Source organism: Frigoribacterium sp. PhB107, assembly GCF_003751515.1.
Lineage (GTDB): Bacteria > Actinomycetota > Actinomycetes > Actinomycetales > Microbacteriaceae > Frigoribacterium.
Window position 1 is genome coordinate 207459 of the sequence record NZ_RJKU01000001.1, and the last position, 16795, is coordinate 224253.

Consider the following 16795-nt stretch of genomic DNA (forward strand, 5'->3'; position numbering starts at 1 on the left):
CGGACACAACGCCCCACGACCCGGAGGACACCCCATGGCCAACCCCCTGCGAAAGACGATGGTCTACCTGGGCCTCGCCGACGAAGAACTCGAGTACGACGAGCAGGAGCAGCGGCAGGAACAGCGCCAGCAGCCTGCCCCGGCCGCTCAGCCGGCCGCTCGTCAGTCCTCCGCGGCGGCACACGCCTCCCCGGTCGCCCCCGTCCCCGCGCCGGCACCTGCCCCCGTCGCGACACGCGCCCCCGTGACGCCCCTGCGTCGCAGCTCGACCTCCTCCACCTCGAAGAACACGGTGCCCCACGACATGAACGAGATCCTCACCGTCCACCCCCGCGAGTACAAGGACGCCCAGGCGATCGCCGAGAGCTTCCGGGACGGCATCCCCGTCATCATCAACCTGTCGCAGATGACGGAGGCCGACGCCCGTCGCCTCGTCGACTTCGCCAGCGGCCTGTCGCAGGGCCTCTTCGGCAAGATCGAGCGCGTCACGAACAAGGTCTTCCTCCTGTCCCCGGCCCACATCGCGGTGAGCGGCGAGCAGGCCGAGGTAGAGTCCGACATCGAGGCGTCCTTCTTCGCGCAGTCCTGAGCCGCGGCGTCCCGACGCCCCGACTCCTCTCCGTGGCTCGACCACGCCGACCAGTGTGAGCTGATGACACCCCGATGACGTTCCTGATCGCCTCGATCGCGTACTACGCGCTCCTCCTGTTCTTCCTGCTGATGTGGGGGCGCTTCGTCCTCGACCTGGCGCAGTCCTTCAGCAGGGGGTGGCGTCCCCGGGGCCCCGTCCTGGTGCTGGCCGAGATCGCCTACACGGTGACCGACCCGCCCATCAAGGCCATCCGGCGCGTCCTCCCGCCCGTGCGGCTGGGGTCGGTGGCCCTCGACTTCGGGTGGAGCATCATCATGCTCGCCGTCGTCATCCTCATGGGCGTCGCCAGCGGGCTCCGCTTCGCATGACGTCCGGCCTGGCCTCTCTCCGCACGGCGAGAGGGTAGGCTGCTACGAGGGCAACCGCGCCCCCGCTGCCCTCCGGGGCCAGTGTTCGCTACGGTGTAGTCGAACGACACAGACCACGATCACGATCACGTGATCCCACAGATGCACGAGGTGACGGCAATGGCTTTGACGCCTGAAGACGTAGTCAACAAGCGGTTCCAGCCGACGAAGTTCCGCGAGGGCTACGACCAGGACGAGGTCGACGACTTCCTCGACGAGGTCGTCGCAGAGCTGCGACGACTCGGCCAGGAGAACGACGAGCTGCGTCAGCGGCTGTCCTCCGCCGAGTCGGCGGGCGGCTCCGCCGTCCCCGCCCCGGTCGCCGCCAGCGCCCCGGCATCGGCCCAGGCTCCTGCCTCGGCGCAGGCCCCGGCGTCCGCCCCGGCACCCGAGTCCGAGCCCGCCCCGGTCTCCGAGCCGGCGCCCGTGTCGGTCCCGGCTCCCGTCGAGGTCGCGCCCGAGCCCGAGGCAGCACCCGAGCCGGTCGCCGCCGCGGCGGTCGCCCCGGTGCCGGCCTACGCCGGGCCCAGCCAGGACGACACGGAGAGCACCAACAGCCTCCTGCAGCTCGCTCGTCGCCTGCACGAGGAGCACGTCCGCGAGGGCGTCGAGAAGCGCGATGCCCTGATCGCCGAGGGGCAGTCGACGTCGGCTCGTCTCGTGGCCGAGGCCGAGGCCAAGCAGCGCGACGTCGTCACCGAGGCCGAGGCTCGCTCCCGCGAGGTCGTGGCCGAGGCCGAGACCAAGCGCCGCGAGGTGCTCGAGCAGCTCGCGACCGAGCGCACCGGCCTGGAGCGTCGCATCGACGACCTGCGCACGTTCGAGCGCGACTACCGCCAGAAGCTCAAGGGCTACATCGAGGGCCAGCTCCGCGACCTCGAGGCCGAGTCCGGTGAGCAGCAGCCCGCCAGCGGCTTCGCTCCCGCCAGCGCCCAGGGCTTCGGCTCCAACTAAGGTCTTGACGCAGAGCACTCCTCCGACGAAGGTCAGCGTCCGCATCATCGCGGCGCTGGCCTTCGTCGCTGTCACGGCCTATGTGCTCGACCAGGTGTCGAAGCACCTCGTGACCACCCGTCTGGTCGAGGGCGAGAGCGTCGACGTCGTGGGCGAGTTCTTCCAGCTGCACTTCGTGCGGAACCCCGGTGCGGCCTTCTCCCTGGCCAGCGGCACGACCTGGGTCTTCTCGATCGCCGCCTCGGCCGTCGTGGTCGCCATCGTCGTCTTCGCCCGGCGCATCCGGTCCCGGGCCTGGGCGGTCATGCTGGGCATGCTCCTGGGCGGCACGCTCGGGAACCTGACCGACCGTCTCACCCGTGAGCCCTCCTTCGGGCAGGGGCACGTCGTGGACTTCCTCTACTTCCCCTCGCTGCTGCCGGCGATCTTCAACGTGGCCGACATCTTCATCGTGTCGAGCATGGGGCTCTTGCTGCTGCTGACCCTGCTCGGCGTCAACCTCGACGGCACCCGGACCACGAAGGCGAGCGCGGCGCGGGAAGCGGCGACCGACCAGGCCGCCGACGAGACGACCGCTGCGGGGTCCGTGACGGACGCCGACGCCGCACCTCCTGCGGCCCGACCGTCGGAGCGCCCGTGACCGAGTCCCGCCAGCTGCCCGTGCCCGACGGACTCGCCGGCGAGCGGGTCGACGCCGCGTTGGCCAAGCTGCTCGGCTTCAGCCGCACCTTCGCCGCCGAGGTGGCGACCTCCGGGGGAGTGGCCGTCGACGGTCGCCCCGTGGGCAAGTCCGACCGACTCGAGGCCGGCGCCTGGCTCGAGGTCACCTGGGCGCCGCGCGAAGCCCCGACCGTCGTGCCGCTCGACGTCCCCGGCCTGGGCATCGTGCACGACGACGACGAGATCGTCGTCGTCGACAAGCCCGTCGGTGTCGCCGCCCACCCCTCGGTCGGCTGGACCGGGCCCACGGTGCTCGGCGGCCTCGCGGCGGCCGGGTTCCAGGTCGCCACGTCGGGGGCGGCCGAGCGCGCGGGCATCGTGCACCGCCTCGACGTCGGCACCAGCGGCCTCATGGTCGTGGCGAAGTCCGAGCGTGCCTACGCACAGCTCAAGGACGCCTTCCGCGAGCGGACGGTCGAGAAGATCTACAACGCGGTCGTGCAGGGCCACCCCGACCCGCTCACCGGCACGATCGACGCCCCGATCGGCCGTCACCCGTCGTCGGACTGGAAGTTCGCCGTGGTCGTGGACGGCAAGCCCTCGGTGACGCACTACGAGACCGTCGAGGCGTTCCGCTCGGCCTCGCTGCTCGAGATCCACCTCGAGACCGGTCGCACGCACCAGATCCGCGTCCACATGGCCGCCCAGCGCCACCCCTGCGTGGGCGACGCGACCTACGGGGCCGACCCGACCCTGTCCGCGGCCCTCGGCCTCGGCCGGCAGTGGCTGCACGCCGTCCAGCTCGGCTTCCGCCACCCGGGGACGGGCGAGCCGGTCGTCTACCGGTCGACCTACCCGGACGACCTGCAGCACGCGCTCGATGTCCTCCGTGCGGCTTAGGCTGTCCACCTGCCGCTGAACCGGCGCACCACCACAGAACTGCAGATCCACCACAGAACCGTCGAACCACAGACGAGGAGCCGCGTGGCCTCGAAAGATTCCTTCGTCCACCTGCACGTCCACAGCGAGTACTCGATGCTCGACGGTGCGGCCCGGGTCAAGCCGCTGATCGCGGAGGCCGCCGCCCAGGGCATGCCCGCCGTCGCGGTCACCGACCACGGCAACGTGTTCGGCGCCTACGATTTCTGGAAGACGGCGACCGACGCCGGGGTCAAGCCCATCATCGGCACCGAGGCCTACATCACGCCGGGCACGCACCGGGGCGACAAGACCCGCATCCGCTGGGGCGACGGCGGCCGCGACGACGTCTCCGGCGCCGGTGCGTACACGCACATGACTTTGCTCTCGCAGAGCACGGCGGGCATGCACAACCTCTTCCGGCTGTCGTCGCGCGCGTCCCTCGAGGGCTACTACTTCAAGCCGCGCATGGACCGCGAGCTGCTGTCGCAGTACTCCGACGGCCTCATCGCCACGACGGGCTGCCCGTCCGGCGAGGTGCAGACGCGCCTCCGACTGGGCCAGTACGACGAGGCGGTCAAGGCCGCGGCGGACTTCCGCGACATCTTCGGCGCCGAGAACTACTTCGCCGAGATCATGGACCACGGCCTCGGCATCGAGCGCCAGATCATGGGCGACCTCCTCCGCCTCGCGAAAGACCTCGGTCTGCCCCTCGTCGCCACCAACGACCTGCACTACACGCACGAGCACGACGCCACGAGCCACGCGGCGCTGCTCTGCGTCCAGTCGGGCTCGACCCTCAACGACCCGAACCGGTTCAAGTTCGACGCCGACGAGTTCTACCTGAAGTCCGCCCAGCAGATGCGGCACCTCTTCCGCGACCACCCCGAGGCCTGCGACAACACCCTGCTCATCGCCGAGCGCTGCGACGTCCAGTTCAACACCTCGGCCAACTACATGCCGCGCTACCCCGTGCCCGAGGGCGAGACGGAAGAGACCTGGTTCATCAAGGAGGTGGAGAAGGGCCTGGTCTACCGGTACCCGGACGGCATCCCCTCCGACGTCCGCAAGCAGGCCGAGTACGAGATCGGCGTCATCACCGGCATGGGCTTCCCCGGCTACTTCCTCGTCGTCGCCGACTTCATCAACTGGTCGAAGGAGAACGGCATCCGCGTCGGTCCGGGACGCGGCTCGGGCGCCGGGTCCATGGCCGCCTACGCGATGCGCATCACCGACCTCGACCCGCTCCGCCACGGCCTCATCTTCGAGCGCTTCCTCAACCCCGACCGTGTCTCGATGCCCGACTTCGACGTCGACTTCGACGACCGTCGCCGCGGCGAGGTCATCCAGTACGTGACCGAGAAGTACGGCGACGAGCGCGTCGCCCAGATCGTCACCTACGGCACCATCAAGGCCAAGCAGGCCCTGAAGGACAGCTCGCGTGTGCTCGGCTTCCCCTTCGGGATGGGCGAGAAGCTCACGAAGGCCATGCCGCCCGCGGTCATGGGCAAGGACATCCCGCTCACGGGCATCTTCGACAAGGCCCACGAGCGCTACAAGGAGGCGGGCGACATCCGGACGGTCGTCGAGACCGATCCCGAGGCGAGGACGGTCTTCGACACGGCCCTCGGCCTGGAGGGCCTCAAGCGCCAGTGGGGCGTGCACGCGGCCGGCGTCATCATGTCGAGCGACCCCCTGATCGACATCATCCCGATCATGAAGCGCGAGCAGGACGGCCAGATCGTCACGCAGTTCGACTACCCGGCCTGCGAGTCGCTCGGGCTGATCAAGATGGACTTCCTGGGTCTCCGCAACCTGACGATCATCAACGACGCCCTCGACAACATCCGCACCAACCGCGGCTTCGACCTCGTCCTCGAAGACCTCGAGCTCGACGACCGGGCCGCCTACGAGCTGCTCGGCCGCGGTGACACGCTCGGCGTCTTCCAGCTCGACGGCGGGCCCATGCGCGGGCTCCTGCGGTTGATGAAGCCCGACAACTTCGAGGACATCTCGGCCGTCATCGCGCTGTACCGCCCCGGGCCCATGGGCGCGAACTCCCACACGAACTACGCGCTGCGGAAGAACGGCATCCAGGAGATCACGCCGATCCACCCCGAGCTCGAGGAGCCCCTGAAGGAGATCCTGTCGACCAGCTACGGCCTGATCATCTACCAGGAGCAGGTGATGGCGATCGCGCAGAAGGTCGCCGGGTTCTCGCTCGGCCAGGCCGACATCCTTCGTCGTGCCATGGGCAAGAAGAAGAAGTCCGAGCTCGACAAGCAGTACGCGGGCTTCGAGCAGGGCATGTTCGACAACGGCTTCTCACCGGACGCCGTCAAGATGCTCTGGGACATCCTGCTGCCCTTCTCCGACTACGCGTTCAACAAGGCGCACTCCGCCGCCTATGGCGTCGTGTCCTACTGGACCGCCTACCTCAAGGCTCACTACCCGGCCGAGTACATGGCCGCGTTGCTCACGAGCACCGGCGACTCGCGGGACAAGCTCGGGCTCTACCTCAACGAGTGCCGGCGCATGGGCATCACGGTCCTCCCGCCGGACGTGAACGAGTCGATCGGCTTCTTCGCGGCCGTCGGCGACGACATCCGCTTCGGCATGGGCGCGGTCCGGAACGTGGGGTTCAACGTCGTCGACCACGTGATCGCCGCCCGCCAGAAAGAGGGGGCCTTCGCCTCCTTCCACGACTTCCTGCGCAAGGTCCCGCTCCCCGTCGCCAACAAGCGCACGGTCGAGTCGCTGGTGAAGGCCGGGGCGTTCGACAGCCTGGGCTCGACCCGCCGGGCCCTGGTCGAGATCCACGAGTCCGCGGTCGAGGCCGCCGTCAACGAGAAGCGCGCCGAGGCCAACGGACAGGTCGGCTTCGACTTCGACTCCCTCTGGGACGAGCCCCAGGACGTCCAGCACGTGCCCGAGCGACCCGAGTGGTCGAAGCGGGACAAGCTGGCGTTCGAGCGCGACATGCTGGGCCTCTACGTCAGCGACCACCCGCTGGCCGGGCTCGAGTTGCCGCTCGCGAAGCACGCGAGCACGACGGTGACCGACATCCTGTCGAGCGAGCCCACCGCGATCGACGGCGAGACGGTCACGATCGCCGGCCTCATCACGAGCGTCCAGCACCGGGTAGCCCGCAACTCGGGCAACCCGTACGGCATCGTGACGGTCGAGGACTTCGGCGGCGAGATCTCGGCGATGTTCCTGGGCAAGACCTACCAGGAGTTCGGGCCGTCGCTCGTCGGCGACTCGATCATCGTGCTGAAGGGGCGCGTCAGCGTCCGCGACGACGGCATGAACATGCACGCCGCGAGCATGTTCATGCCCGACCTCGGCGTCGGTGCGTCGCAGGGCCCGTTGGTGCTGCAGATCCCCGAGCACCGCGCCACGACCGACACCGTCACCGAGTTGGCCGCGGTGCTCGGCCGGCACACCGGCGGCACCGAGGTGCGGCTCCGGCTCGTCAAGGGGGACGTCGCCCGCTCGTTCGAGATCCCGATGCCGGTCGACGTGACCGCCGACCTGTACGGCGAGCTCAAGAGCCTCCTCGGGCCCGGCTGCCTCGTCTGACGTCCGAGCGTCCCGGTGACGCACGAGGGCCCCGCGGACTCGAGTCCACGGGGCCCTCGGCATGTGGACGTCTGCTCCGTCTACGCCTCGAGGTGCACGGGCCGGAGCCAGCGGCGGTCGTGGTACAGCAACGCGTCGTCGTCGGCTCCCGTGCCGCCGTCCTCGACCTGCACGACGACGACGGCGTTGCCGTGCACGTGCACGCGCTCCACGATGCGGCCGGTCATCCAGGCGGTGACGTCGTGCAGCAAGGGGAGGCCGTGCGGCCCCTCGCTCCAGTGGTCGCCCTCGAACCGCTCGGCGGCCGGGCCGGCCATGCGGCGCGCGAGGCCCTGGTTGCGGAGGCCGAGCAGGTGGATCACCACGTGTTCGGTCTCCTCGATGGCCCGCCACGAGCTGGCGGTGCGCGCCATGTTGAAGGTGGCGAGCGGCGGGACGGCGGCGAGCGAGGCCAGCGAGGTCGCGGTGAAGCCGACGGGTCGGCCGCCCGAGTCCCGGGCGGTGACGATGGCGACGCCCGCGGCGTGGCGGCGGAAGCCGGCCTTGAACGCGGCGAGGTCGGCGGGGTCGGGCTGGGCAGCCGCGGCTGCTGGTGCGGTGGTGTCGGGCATGACGGGTGGGCGCCTCCTGTGCTCTGCTGCCGGGGGAGTGGCGGGCGCGTCCGCACCGTGACGGCTCGCGCAGGGCCCGCTCGGGCTAGGCTCGACGGGCCATGATCCAGACCACAGACCTCCGGGGCCTCAAGCCTACCCACGCCGACCTGCTGGGCCTCGTGCCCCGGTCGCACGTCGACGTCGCCGCCGCCTCAGGCGCCGCGGCCCAGATCGTCCAGGCCGTGCGCGAGCGCGGCGCGGACGCCCTGCGCGACCAGGCAGAGCGCTTCGACGGCGTCCGCACGGACGTGTTCCGCGTCGAGGCGGCGGCCATCGCCCGAGCCGTCGACGAGCTCGACCCCCTGGTGAAGGAGGCGCTGGTCGAGTCGATCGCCCGCGTCACCGAGGCCAGCAGGGCCCAGGTGCCCGAGGGCTCCGTGACCGTCCCGGCCCCCGGGGCGCTCATCGAGCAGCGCTGGCAGCCGGTCGCCCGGGCGGGCGTGTACGTCCCCGGCGGCAAGGCCGTGTACCCGTCGAGCGTCGTCATGAACGTCGTGCCGGCCCTCGTCGCCGGGGTCGGCTCGGTCGCGCTCGTCTCACCCGGGCAGCGCGACTTCGGCGGCGCCGTCCACCCCGTCATCCTCGGCGCGGCGGGGCTCCTCGGCGTCGACGAGGTCTACGTCATGGGCGGGGCGGGCGCCATCGCGGCCCTCGCCTACGGAGTGCCCGAGATCGGGCTCGAGCCGGTCCAGGTCATCACCGGCCCCGGCAACAACTACGTGGCCGCCGCGAAGCAGCTCGTCCGCGGACGCGTCGGCATCGACGCCGTGGCGGGCGCCACCGAGATCCTCGTCATCGCCGACGACTCGGCCGACCCCACGCTCGTCGCCGTCGACCTGATCAGCCAGGCCGAGCACGACGAGGAGGCCGCCGCCGTCCTCGTGACCACCTCGGCGGAGCTCGCCGACCGGGTCCGAGACGAGCTCGTGCGGCTCGTCCCGCAGACGCTGAGCGCGACCCGCGTGCAGACCGCCCTCGACGGCCGCCAGTCGGCCCTCGTGCTCGTCGACGACCTGGCGGCCGCCGTCGACTTCAGCAACGCCTACGGGCCCGAGCACCTCGAGATCCAGACGCGCGACGACGAGGGGGTCCTCGCGGGCGTCACGAGCGCCGGTGCGGTCTTCGTGGGCCCGAGCACCCCCGTGAGTCTGGGCGACTACCTCGCCGGCTCGAACCACGTCCTGCCCACGGGCGGCCAGTCGCGGTTCTCGTCGGGACTCGGCGCGTACACGTTCCTCCGGCCGCAGCAGATCGTGCGCTACGACCACGACGCCCTGGCCGAGGTCGCCGACAGGTTGGTCGCCCTGTCGCGCGCGGAGCTGCTGCCCGCCCACGGCGAGGCCGTCGCGGCGCGTCTCCACAAGCCCTGACCGGTCGTCCCGGCGGCGTCCGTGCGGGGCGCGGCCGAGCGTGTCCCGCCCGGGGCGTCGAGGGGGCGGGGTGCGGGGCCCCAGTACGCTGAGGGCACCATGTTCTGTCCTTTCTGTCGCCACCCCGATTCCCGCGTCGTCGACTCCCGCACGAGCGACGACGGCACCTCGATCCGTCGGCGGCGCCAGTGCCCGAACTGCGGTCGTCGCTTCAGCACGACCGAGACGGCCAGCCTGAACGTCGTCAAGCGCAACGGCGTGCTCGAGTCCTTCAGCCGGGAGAAGATCATCTCCGGCGTCCGCAAGGCCTGCCAGGGCCGTCCCGTCACCGACGGCGACCTGGCCGTCCTGGCGCAGAAGGTCGAGGAGGCGGTGCGTGCGTCGGGCACGTCGCAGATCGAGGCGAACGACATCGGCCTCGCGATCCTGCCGCCCCTGCGCGAGCTCGACGAGGTCGCCTACCTGCGCTTCGCGAGCGTCTACCAGGCCTTCGACTCCCTCGAGGACTTCGAGTCGTCGATCACGCAGCTCCGTCACGAGCACCGTGACCGCGTGCGCACGCCTCGATCGGTCGGCGAGTGAGGACCGCCTACCGGGTCGTGTTCGACCTGGTGCTGTCGAAGATGGACCCCGAAGACGCGCACCACCTCGCGTCCCGGGTCATCCGTGGCGTCCCGCGGGTCGGCCTGGCGCCGCTGGTGCGCCGACTCACTGCCCCGCACCCGTCTCTCGCCGTCGAGGCGCTGGGCCTCCGTTTCGACTCGCCGTTCGGCGTCGCCGCGGGCTTCGACAAGGACGCGACAGGCATCGCCGGTCTCGGGGCCCTCGGCTTCGGCCACGTCGAGGTCGGCACCGTCACGGCCAGGGCCCAGCCGGGCAACGAGCGACCGAGGCTGTTCCGTCTGGTGCCCGACCTGGCGGTCGTCAACCGCATGGGCTTCAACAACGGAGGCGCGGCGCAGGCAGCCGGCGAGCTCACCCGCGCACGGCGGGCCTCCGTCCGGCCGGTGATCGGGGTCAACATCGGCAAGAGCCGTGTGGTCGAGGTCGACGACGCGGTCGACGACTACCTCGTGAGCACGCGCCTGCTCGCCCCGCTGGCCGACTACCTGGCCGTCAACGTCAGCTCGCCCAACACGCCCGGTCTCCGTGGCCTGCAGGAGCTCGACAAGCTGTCGCCGCTGCTCCGCGCGGTCCACGCGGCCGCAGGCGACACCCCCGTGCTCGTCAAGATCGCCCCCGACCTCGACGACGACGGCATCCGCCACATCGCCGAGCTCGTCACCGAGATCGGCCTCGGGGGAGTGATCGCGACGAACACGACCCTGTCCCGTTCGGGGCTGCAGACGTCGCCCGCGGTCGTGGAGTCCGCGGGGGCCGGTGGTCTCTCCGGCGCCCCGCTCGCGGCCCGGTCGCTCGAGGTGCTCCGGGTGCTGCGCTCCGTGCTGCCCGACGAGACATGCGTCGTGTCCGTCGGGGGCGTGACGAGCGCGGCCGACGTGCAGTCGCGCCTCGAGGCCGGGGCGACGCTCGTGCAGGGCTACACGGCCTTCCTCTACGAGGGGCCGCTCTGGGCCCGGAAGGTCAACCGGGGGCTGCGCGCACTCCGCCGAGCGGCGTGACCGGTCTCGGCAGCCCCGAGAGACGCGCCCCACACGAAGTAGCCCCCGACCATGTGGTCGGGGGCTCCTCCGTGCGGCCTGGCTACAGCGTGGGGAAATCGCGGCGCTTGACCTGCGGCTTCGGCAGCCGCATCGGCTTCATCTGCATGGCGCGCATCGCGGTGTACCAGCGGTTGCCCTTCTGGAGGCCGTCGTCGCCGAACTTCGCGCGCAGCTGCGACGAGACGCGCTGGCCGGCGAGCAGGCAGTCGGCGACGGCGAGGATGAAGAAGCCCCACAGGACGAACAGCGTCGTCGTCTGGACCGCGACGTTCTGGACGATGCTCATGACGATGACGAGCACCATGACCGGGATCATCGCTTCGCCGACGCTGTAGCGAGCGTCGACGTAGTCGCGGATGAACTTGCGCTGCACGCCCTTGTCGCGCTCGGGGAGGAACTTCTCCTCGCCGTTCGCGAGCCCGACGCGCTGGCGCTCGCGCTGCTCGGCGAGACGGGCGCGCTGGGCCTTCTGCGCCTCCTTGCCGGTGGCCACGAGAGGGCGCTGGTTGGCGGCCTCGCGTTCGCGACGGGTCGGCGTCGGCCGTCCCTTGCCGGTCGTCGGCGACTCGGTCTCGTCGACGGTCGTCGTGATGGTCTTGTCAGGTGCCTTGGCCACGGAGAGTCCTCGGGGGTTGAACGAGTTCCTAAGATTACCTGCATGACCGACTCGCAGCACCCCGTGACCCCGACCGATCCTCGTACTGTCAGCGAACTCGCGGAGGCGGTGCAGGGCGGCTTCCCCGCCGCAGTCGCCGACCTCGGCGGCCTGGTCCGCATCCCGTCCGTCTCGTGGGACGCCTTCGACCCCGCGCACGTGGCCGCCAGCGCCGAGGCCGTCGCCGAGCTCGTGCGGGGCACGGGCCTCTTCGAGACCGTGCAGGTGAGCCGTGCGCCGATCGGCGACACCGGCACCCTCGGCCAGCCGGCCGTGCTCGCCCGGCGCCCCGCGCGCGACGGCAAGCCGACGGTCCTCCTCTACGCCCACCACGACGTGCAGCCCCAGGGCGACGACGCCGACTGGGACTCGCCTCCGTTCGAGCCCACCGTCAAGGGCGATCGCCTCTACGGGCGGGGCGCCTCCGACGACAAGGCCGGCGTGATGACCCACGTGGCGGCGCTGCGGGCCGTCCGCGAGGTGCTCGGCGACGACCTGGGCGTCGGCGTCGCGGTGTTCATCGAGGGGGAGGAGGAGTTCGGCTCCCGCTCGTTCGCCGACTTCCTGCGCCAGCACCGGGACGACCTCGCGGCCGACGTCATCGTCGTCGCCGACTCGGGCAACTGGAGCACGACCGTCCCCGCCATCACCGTGGGGCTCCGCGGCAACGTGACGTTCCGGCTGACCGTCCGCACCCTGGCGCACGCGTCCCACTCGGGGATGGTCGGCGGCGCGGTCCCGGACGCGATGCTCGCGATGGTGAAGCTGCTCGCCACGCTGCACGACGACGCGGGGAGCGTCGCCGTCGCCGGGCTGCACAGCCGCGAGGCCGAGCACCCCGAGCAGAGCGAGCAGCAGCTGCGCGAGGAGGCCGGGCTGCTCGAGGGCGTGACGCCGATCGGCACCGGTCCGTTGCTCAGCCGCGTGTGGTCGCAGCCGTCGATCACGGTGACGGGCATCGACGCGCCGAGCGTCGCGAACGCGTCGAACACGCTGTCGCCCGAGGTGTCCGTCCGGATCAGCGCGCGCATCGCTCCCGGGCAGGCTGCCTCCGAGGCCTACGCGGCCATCGAGGCGCACCTCCGCGAGCACGCCCCCTTCGGCGCGCACGTCGAGATCGACGACGTCGACCAGGGCGACCCGTTCCTCGTCGACACCAGCGGCTGGGCCCTCGCCGAGGCCACGGCGGCCATGACGGAGGCCTGGGGGGAGGCGCCCCTGCAGATCGGCATCGGCGGCTCGATCCCGTTCATCGCGGACCTCGTCCGGACGTTCCCTGAGGCCCAGATCCTCGTCACGGGCGTGGAGGACCCCGACACGCGCGCGCACAGCCCGAACGAGTCCCAGCACCTCGGCGTGCTGCACCGTGCCGTGCTCAGCGAGGCCGTGCTGATCGCCCGCCTCGACGCACGGAGCTGAGGCACGACGGTGTCGACGGTGCCCGTGCACCGTCGGCCTCGTCGGCCCTGGTCGCCGGGAACAAATCCCGGCACGGGCTGCTTACACTGGTCAACGACGAGTGCCCCTGCGCACCGACCCGAGGAGGCTCCATGACCGACACCGCGACCCCCGCCGTCGAGACGGCCGCCGGCGACACGACGACCGCCCACGGCGTCACGATCACCGCGACCGCCGCCGACAAGGTGAAGAGCCTCCTGACGCAGGAGGGACGTGACGACCTCCGCCTCCGCGTGGCCGTCCAGCCCGGTGGCTGCTCCGGCCTCATCTACCAGCTCTACTTCGACGAGCGCCTCCTCGAGAACGACGCCACGGTCGACTTCGACGGCGTCGAGGTCGTCGTCGACAAGATGAGCGTCCCCTACCTCGACGGCGCTGCCATCGACTTCGAGGACACGATCCAGAAGCAGGGCTTCACCATCGACAACCCGAACGCCCAGGGCAGCTGCGCCTGCGGCGACAGCTTCCACTGACGCAGGAGGCGCCTCCCGGGCGCTCCTGAACGGTCACCACACGAGAGGGACCGCCGAGAGGCGGTCCCTCTCGTGCGTCCAGGTGGCTCGTGCTCGAACGACTCGGCGGGGCCGCGTGCAGAGGCCCGGTCAACCTGCGAGTAGGCTAGGGAAGTCCCGTCCTAGACTGGGAAGACCCCAAGCTGTCGTGTCATCCGAGAGGTAACAGTGCGTTCTAACCGCCGTCTTCGTTGGGCCGCCATCCCCGTGGCCGCCGTCATGGCCCTCGTCCTCGCGGGATGTACGCCCGAGCAGCTCCAGGGCTGGCTCCCCACCACCGCGGGCACCACCAACCACGTCGACAGCATCATCGGCCTGTGGGTCACGTCGTGGATCGTCCTGCTGATCGTCGGCCTCATCGTCTGGGGCCTCATCATCTGGACCTGCATCGCCTACCGGCGTCGTAAGGGCCAGACCGGTCTCCCCGTGCAGCTGCGCTACAACATGCCGATCGAGATCTTCTACACGGTCGTGCCGCTCATCCTCGTGCTGGGCTTCTTCGCCTTCACCGCCCGTGACCAGGCCGCCATCGAGGAGCCGACCGCGAACCCCGACGTGAAGATCGACGTCTACGCGAAGCGCTGGGCCTGGGACTTCAACTACATCGACCAGCAGCAGGAAGACGACAGCGTCTACTACCAGGGCATCCAGGCCCAGGAGCTGCCGAGCGGCGAGGTCGACCAGGACCAGCTCCCCGTGCTGTACCTCCCCGTGGGCAAGACCGTGCAGATCGACCTCAAGTCGCGCGACGTCGCCCACTCCTTCTGGATCGTCGACTTCCTCTACAAGAAGGACACGATCCCCGGCAAGACCAACTACATGTACTTCACGCCCGAGAAAGAGGGCACGTTCACGGGCAAGTGCGCCGAGCTCTGCGGCGAGTACCACTCCCTGATGCTGTTCAACGTCAAGGTCGTCTCCGAGGGCGAGTACGAGGACTACCTCGACACGCTCGCCGACGAGGGCAACACCGGCCTCCTGGGCGACCAGTACAACACCAACACCAACCAGCCGAACAACGAGGCGCCCGTCGCCGCCGGTTCGGACGAGAAGTAAAGGCACGGGTTCGATGACAGCCACCGCCACTCGCCCCTCCACGGGCGGTACGTCCTCAGGTCAGAACTTCGGCGCCTCCAAGGTGGGGCGCAAGGGCAACGTCGTCGTCACCTGGCTGACGTCGACCGACCACAAGACCATCGGGTACATGTACCTGATCGCGTCGTTCCTCTTCTTCTGCCTCGGCGGCGTGATGGCGCTGTTGATCCGCGCGCAGCTCTTCGCCCCCGGGCTCGAGATCGTGCAGACGAAAGAGCAGTACAACCAGCTCTTCACCATGCACGGCACGATCATGCTGCTCATGTTCGCGACGCCGCTGTTCTCCGGCTTCGCCAACGCGCTCATGCCCCTGCAGATCGGTGCGCCCGACGTCGCCTTCCCGCGGCTGAACGGCTTCGCCTTCTGGCTCTACCTCTTCGGCTCGCTCATCGCGGTCGCCGGCTTCCTCACCCCCCAGGGCGCCGCCTCCTTCGGCTGGTTCGCCTACGCGCCGCTGTCGGACACGACGTTCTCACCAGGGCTCGGCGGCAATTTGTGGGTCTTCGGGCTCGGGATGACCGGCTTCAGCACGATCCTCGGCTCGGTCAACTTCATCACCACCATCGTGACGATGCGTGCCCCCGGCATGACGATGTGGCGCATGCCGATCTTCACCTGGAACACGCTGATCACCTCGATCCTCGTGATCATGGCGTTCCCCGTCCTCGCCGCCGCCCTGTTCGGGCTCGGGTTCGACCGGGTGTTCGACGCGCAGGTCTTCAACCCCGCCAACGGAGGCGCCATCCTCTGGCAGCACCTCTTCTGGTTCTTCGGTCACCCCGAGGTGTACATCATCGCGCTGCCGTTCTTCGGCATCGTCTCCGAGGTCTTCCCGGTCTTCAGCCGCAAGCCGATCTTCGGGTACAAGACGCTCGTCTACGCGACGATCTCGATCGCGGCCCTCTCGGTCACGGTGTGGGCGCACCACATGTACGTCACGGGCTCGGTCCTCCTGCCGTTCTTCTCGCTGATGACGATGCTCATCGCGGTCCCCACCGGCGTGAAGATCTTCAACTGGATCGGCACGATGTGGCGCGGCTCGGTCACGTTCGAGACCCCGATGCTCTGGGCGATCGGCTTCCTGGTGACCTTCACCTTTGGTGGGCTCACCGGCGTCATCCTGGCGTCGCCGCCGCTCGACTTCCACGTCTCCGACACGTACTTCGTCGTGGCTCACTTCCACTACGTCGTGTTCGGAACGGTCGTCTTCGCGATGTTCTCCGGCTTCTACTTCTGGTGGCCGAAGTGGACGGGCAAGATGCTCAACGAGCGTCTCGGCAAGATCCACTTCTGGATGCTGTTCATCGGCTTCCACACGACGTTCCTCATCCAGCACTGGCTCGGCGTCATGGGCATGCCCCGCCGCTACGCCACGTACCAGGCCGAGGACCACTTCACGTGGATGAACCAGCTGTCGACGATCGGCGCCATGCTCCTCGGCGTCTCGATCCTGCCGTTCCTCTACAACGTGTACATCACCGCGCGTCGGGCGCCCAAGGTCGAGGTCAACGACCCCTGGGGCTACTCCCGCTCGCTCGAGTGGGCCACGTCGTGCCCGCCGCCCCGCCACAACTTCACGTCGATCCCGCGCATCCGCTCGGAGTCGCCGGCGTTCGACCTCAACCACCCCGAGGCAGGCATCCCCGTCGGCATCGGCCCGGTCAAGGACGCACCCGAGGCCCCCACGTACGACGCATCCAGCAACGAGGTGAAGTAGTCCGATGAGAACCAACGCGACCCTGTTCTGGATCCTCGCGATCTTCTTCTTCCTCATGGACGCCGTGTACGTCATCTGGAGCCTCATCGACGTCGGCAAGGTCGAGTGGGCCGGCACCATGGGCATCGGTCTTGCCGGCGCGCTGGGTGTGTTCCTCGCCTTCTACATGGGGCGCTCGCATGCGGCCCAGGGGGGCGAGCTCGCCGAGGATCGTCCCGACGCGAACATCGACGACGGCGACCCCGAGCTCGGGCACTTCAGCCCCTGGTCGTGGTGGCCCATCCTGCTCGCCTTCTCGTGCGGCCTGATCTTCCTCGCCCTCGCTGTCGGCATGTGGATCATCTACATCGGTGGCGCCCTCGTGGCCGTCGCTCTCGTCGGCTGGGTCTACGAGTACTACCGGGGCAACTTCGCCCACTGACCTCTCGGTCCGTTCAGATGCCGCTCACCCTCACGGGTGGGCGGCATCTGTCGTTGCGGGCCTGGGTGTTCGTGCGCGGTGCCCGACCCCTGGCGCGCACCCACGCGCCCCCAGAGTCGGAGGGGACGCTGCGATGC

16 protein-coding genes are annotated in these 16795 nt (G+C 69.9%); 14 read left to right on the plus strand and 2 right to left on the minus strand.

The window, feature by feature from the left end; genetic code table 11:
• The first annotated feature begins 34 nt into the window (after positions 1–34).
• The 6 genes from EDF18_RS00860 to dnaE all read left to right on the plus strand — a co-directional run bounded on the left by EDF18_RS00860 (position 35) and on the right by dnaE (position 7113).
• Entirely contained in the window at positions 35–589 is a 555-nt protein-coding gene (locus EDF18_RS00860) for a cell division protein SepF (protein WP_123545581.1), read from the plus strand.
• 74 nt (positions 590–663) lie between these two features.
• The gene (locus tag EDF18_RS00865) at positions 664–960 is read left to right on the plus strand and encodes a YggT family protein (protein WP_123545583.1); all 297 of its coding nucleotides are present in this window, start codon (positions 664–666) and stop codon (positions 958–960) included.
• Positions 961–1119: 159 nt separating this feature from the next.
• Positions 1120–1953 (plus strand): DivIVA domain-containing protein, encoded by an 834-nt coding sequence (locus tag EDF18_RS00870; protein ID WP_123545585.1) that lies wholly within the window; start codon positions 1120–1122, stop codon positions 1951–1953.
• 4 nt (positions 1954–1957) lie between these two features.
• Entirely contained in the window at positions 1958–2593 is a 636-nt protein-coding gene (lspA, locus tag EDF18_RS00875; RefSeq protein ID WP_233568923.1) for a signal peptidase II, read from the plus strand.
• Positions 2590–3513, plus strand: coding sequence for an RluA family pseudouridine synthase (locus EDF18_RS00880; RefSeq protein WP_123545587.1), 924 nt, complete (start codon positions 2590–2592; stop codon positions 3511–3513). Before lspA ends, EDF18_RS00880 begins: the two co-directional genes overlap by 4 nt.
• A gap of 84 nt (positions 3514–3597) precedes the next feature.
• A complete protein-coding gene (dnaE, locus tag EDF18_RS00885) occupies positions 3598–7113 on the plus strand; it encodes a DNA polymerase III subunit alpha (RefSeq protein WP_123545589.1) in 3516 nt (1171 codons plus the stop codon).
• A gap of 80 nt (positions 7114–7193) precedes the next feature.
• Here the strand turns inward: dnaE and EDF18_RS00890 are convergent, their stop codons facing one another.
• Positions 7194–7724, minus strand: coding sequence for a flavin reductase family protein (locus EDF18_RS00890; RefSeq protein WP_123545591.1), 531 nt, complete (start codon positions 7722–7724; stop codon positions 7194–7196).
• Positions 7725–7825: 101 nt separating this feature from the next.
• Here EDF18_RS00890 and hisD point away from each other — a divergent pair, with 101 nt between their 5' ends.
• The 3 genes from hisD to EDF18_RS00905 all read left to right on the plus strand — a co-directional run bounded on the left by hisD (position 7826) and on the right by EDF18_RS00905 (position 10758).
• Complete coding sequence (hisD, locus tag EDF18_RS00895; protein WP_123545593.1) at positions 7826–9136, plus strand: histidinol dehydrogenase; 1311 nt, start codon at positions 7826–7828, stop codon at positions 9134–9136.
• Between the two features lie 99 nt (positions 9137–9235).
• Entirely contained in the window at positions 9236–9718 is a 483-nt protein-coding gene (gene nrdR / locus EDF18_RS00900) for a transcriptional regulator NrdR (RefSeq protein ID WP_123545595.1), read from the plus strand.
• Complete coding sequence (locus EDF18_RS00905; RefSeq protein ID WP_255416165.1) at positions 9715–10758, plus strand: quinone-dependent dihydroorotate dehydrogenase; 1044 nt, start codon at positions 9715–9717, stop codon at positions 10756–10758. Before nrdR ends, EDF18_RS00905 begins: the two co-directional genes overlap by 4 nt.
• Before the next feature lie 82 nt (positions 10759–10840).
• Here the strand turns inward: EDF18_RS00905 and EDF18_RS00910 are convergent, their stop codons facing one another.
• The gene (locus EDF18_RS00910; protein WP_233568924.1) at positions 10841–11416 is read right to left on the minus strand and encodes a DUF3043 domain-containing protein; all 576 of its coding nucleotides are present in this window, start codon (positions 11414–11416) and stop codon (positions 10841–10843) included.
• 42 nt (positions 11417–11458) lie between these two features.
• Between EDF18_RS00910 and EDF18_RS00915 the strand changes: the two genes are divergently transcribed.
• The 5 genes from EDF18_RS00915 (at position 11459) to EDF18_RS00935 (ending at position 16658) form a co-directional block, all read left to right on the plus strand.
• Positions 11459–12874, plus strand: a complete 1416-nt coding sequence (locus EDF18_RS00915) for a dipeptidase (protein WP_123545596.1) — start codon at positions 11459–11461, stop codon at positions 12872–12874.
• Positions 12875–13005: 131 nt separating this feature from the next.
• A complete protein-coding gene (erpA, locus tag EDF18_RS00920) occupies positions 13006–13386 on the plus strand; it encodes an iron-sulfur cluster insertion protein ErpA (protein WP_123545598.1) in 381 nt (126 codons plus the stop codon).
• 207 nt (positions 13387–13593) lie between these two features.
• Positions 13594–14481 carry a cytochrome c oxidase subunit II gene (coxB, locus tag EDF18_RS00925; RefSeq protein WP_233568925.1) on the plus strand — a complete coding sequence of 296 codons (888 nt, stop codon included), beginning with the start codon at positions 13594–13596 and terminating at the stop codon, positions 14479–14481.
• A 13-nt stretch (positions 14482–14494) separates the two neighbouring features.
• A complete protein-coding gene (gene ctaD / locus EDF18_RS00930) occupies positions 14495–16237 on the plus strand; it encodes a cytochrome c oxidase subunit I (RefSeq protein ID WP_123545600.1) in 1743 nt (580 codons plus the stop codon).
• Positions 16238–16241: 4 nt separating this feature from the next.
• On the plus strand, positions 16242–16658 hold the full coding sequence (locus tag EDF18_RS00935) for a cytochrome c oxidase subunit 4 (protein ID WP_123545601.1): 417 nt from the start codon (positions 16242–16244) through the stop codon (positions 16656–16658).
• The last annotated feature ends 137 nt before the right edge of the window (positions 16659–16795 follow it).

Coding starts and splice junctions, on each gene's coding strand:
- EDF18_RS00860 (WP_123545581.1), top strand. CDS start 35: ATGGCCAACCCCCTGCGAAAGACGATGGTCTACCTGGGCCTCGCCGAC.
- EDF18_RS00865 (WP_123545583.1), top strand. CDS start 664: ATGACGTTCCTGATCGCCTCGATCGCGTACTACGCGCTCCTCCTGTTC.
- EDF18_RS00870 (WP_123545585.1), top strand. CDS start 1,120: ATGGCTTTGACGCCTGAAGACGTAGTCAACAAGCGGTTCCAGCCGACG.
- EDF18_RS00890 (WP_123545591.1), bottom strand. CDS start 7,724: ATGCCCGACACCACCGCACCAGCAGCCGCGGCTGCCCAGCCCGACCCC.
- hisD (WP_123545593.1), top strand. CDS start 7,826: ATGATCCAGACCACAGACCTCCGGGGCCTCAAGCCTACCCACGCCGAC.
- nrdR (WP_123545595.1), top strand. CDS start 9,236: ATGTTCTGTCCTTTCTGTCGCCACCCCGATTCCCGCGTCGTCGACTCC.
- EDF18_RS00915 (WP_123545596.1), top strand. CDS start 11,459: ATGACCGACTCGCAGCACCCCGTGACCCCGACCGATCCTCGTACTGTC.
- erpA (WP_123545598.1), top strand. CDS start 13,006: ATGACCGACACCGCGACCCCCGCCGTCGAGACGGCCGCCGGCGACACG.
- ctaD (WP_123545600.1), top strand. CDS start 14,495: ATGACAGCCACCGCCACTCGCCCCTCCACGGGCGGTACGTCCTCAGGT.
- EDF18_RS00935 (WP_123545601.1), top strand. CDS start 16,242: ATGAGAACCAACGCGACCCTGTTCTGGATCCTCGCGATCTTCTTCTTC.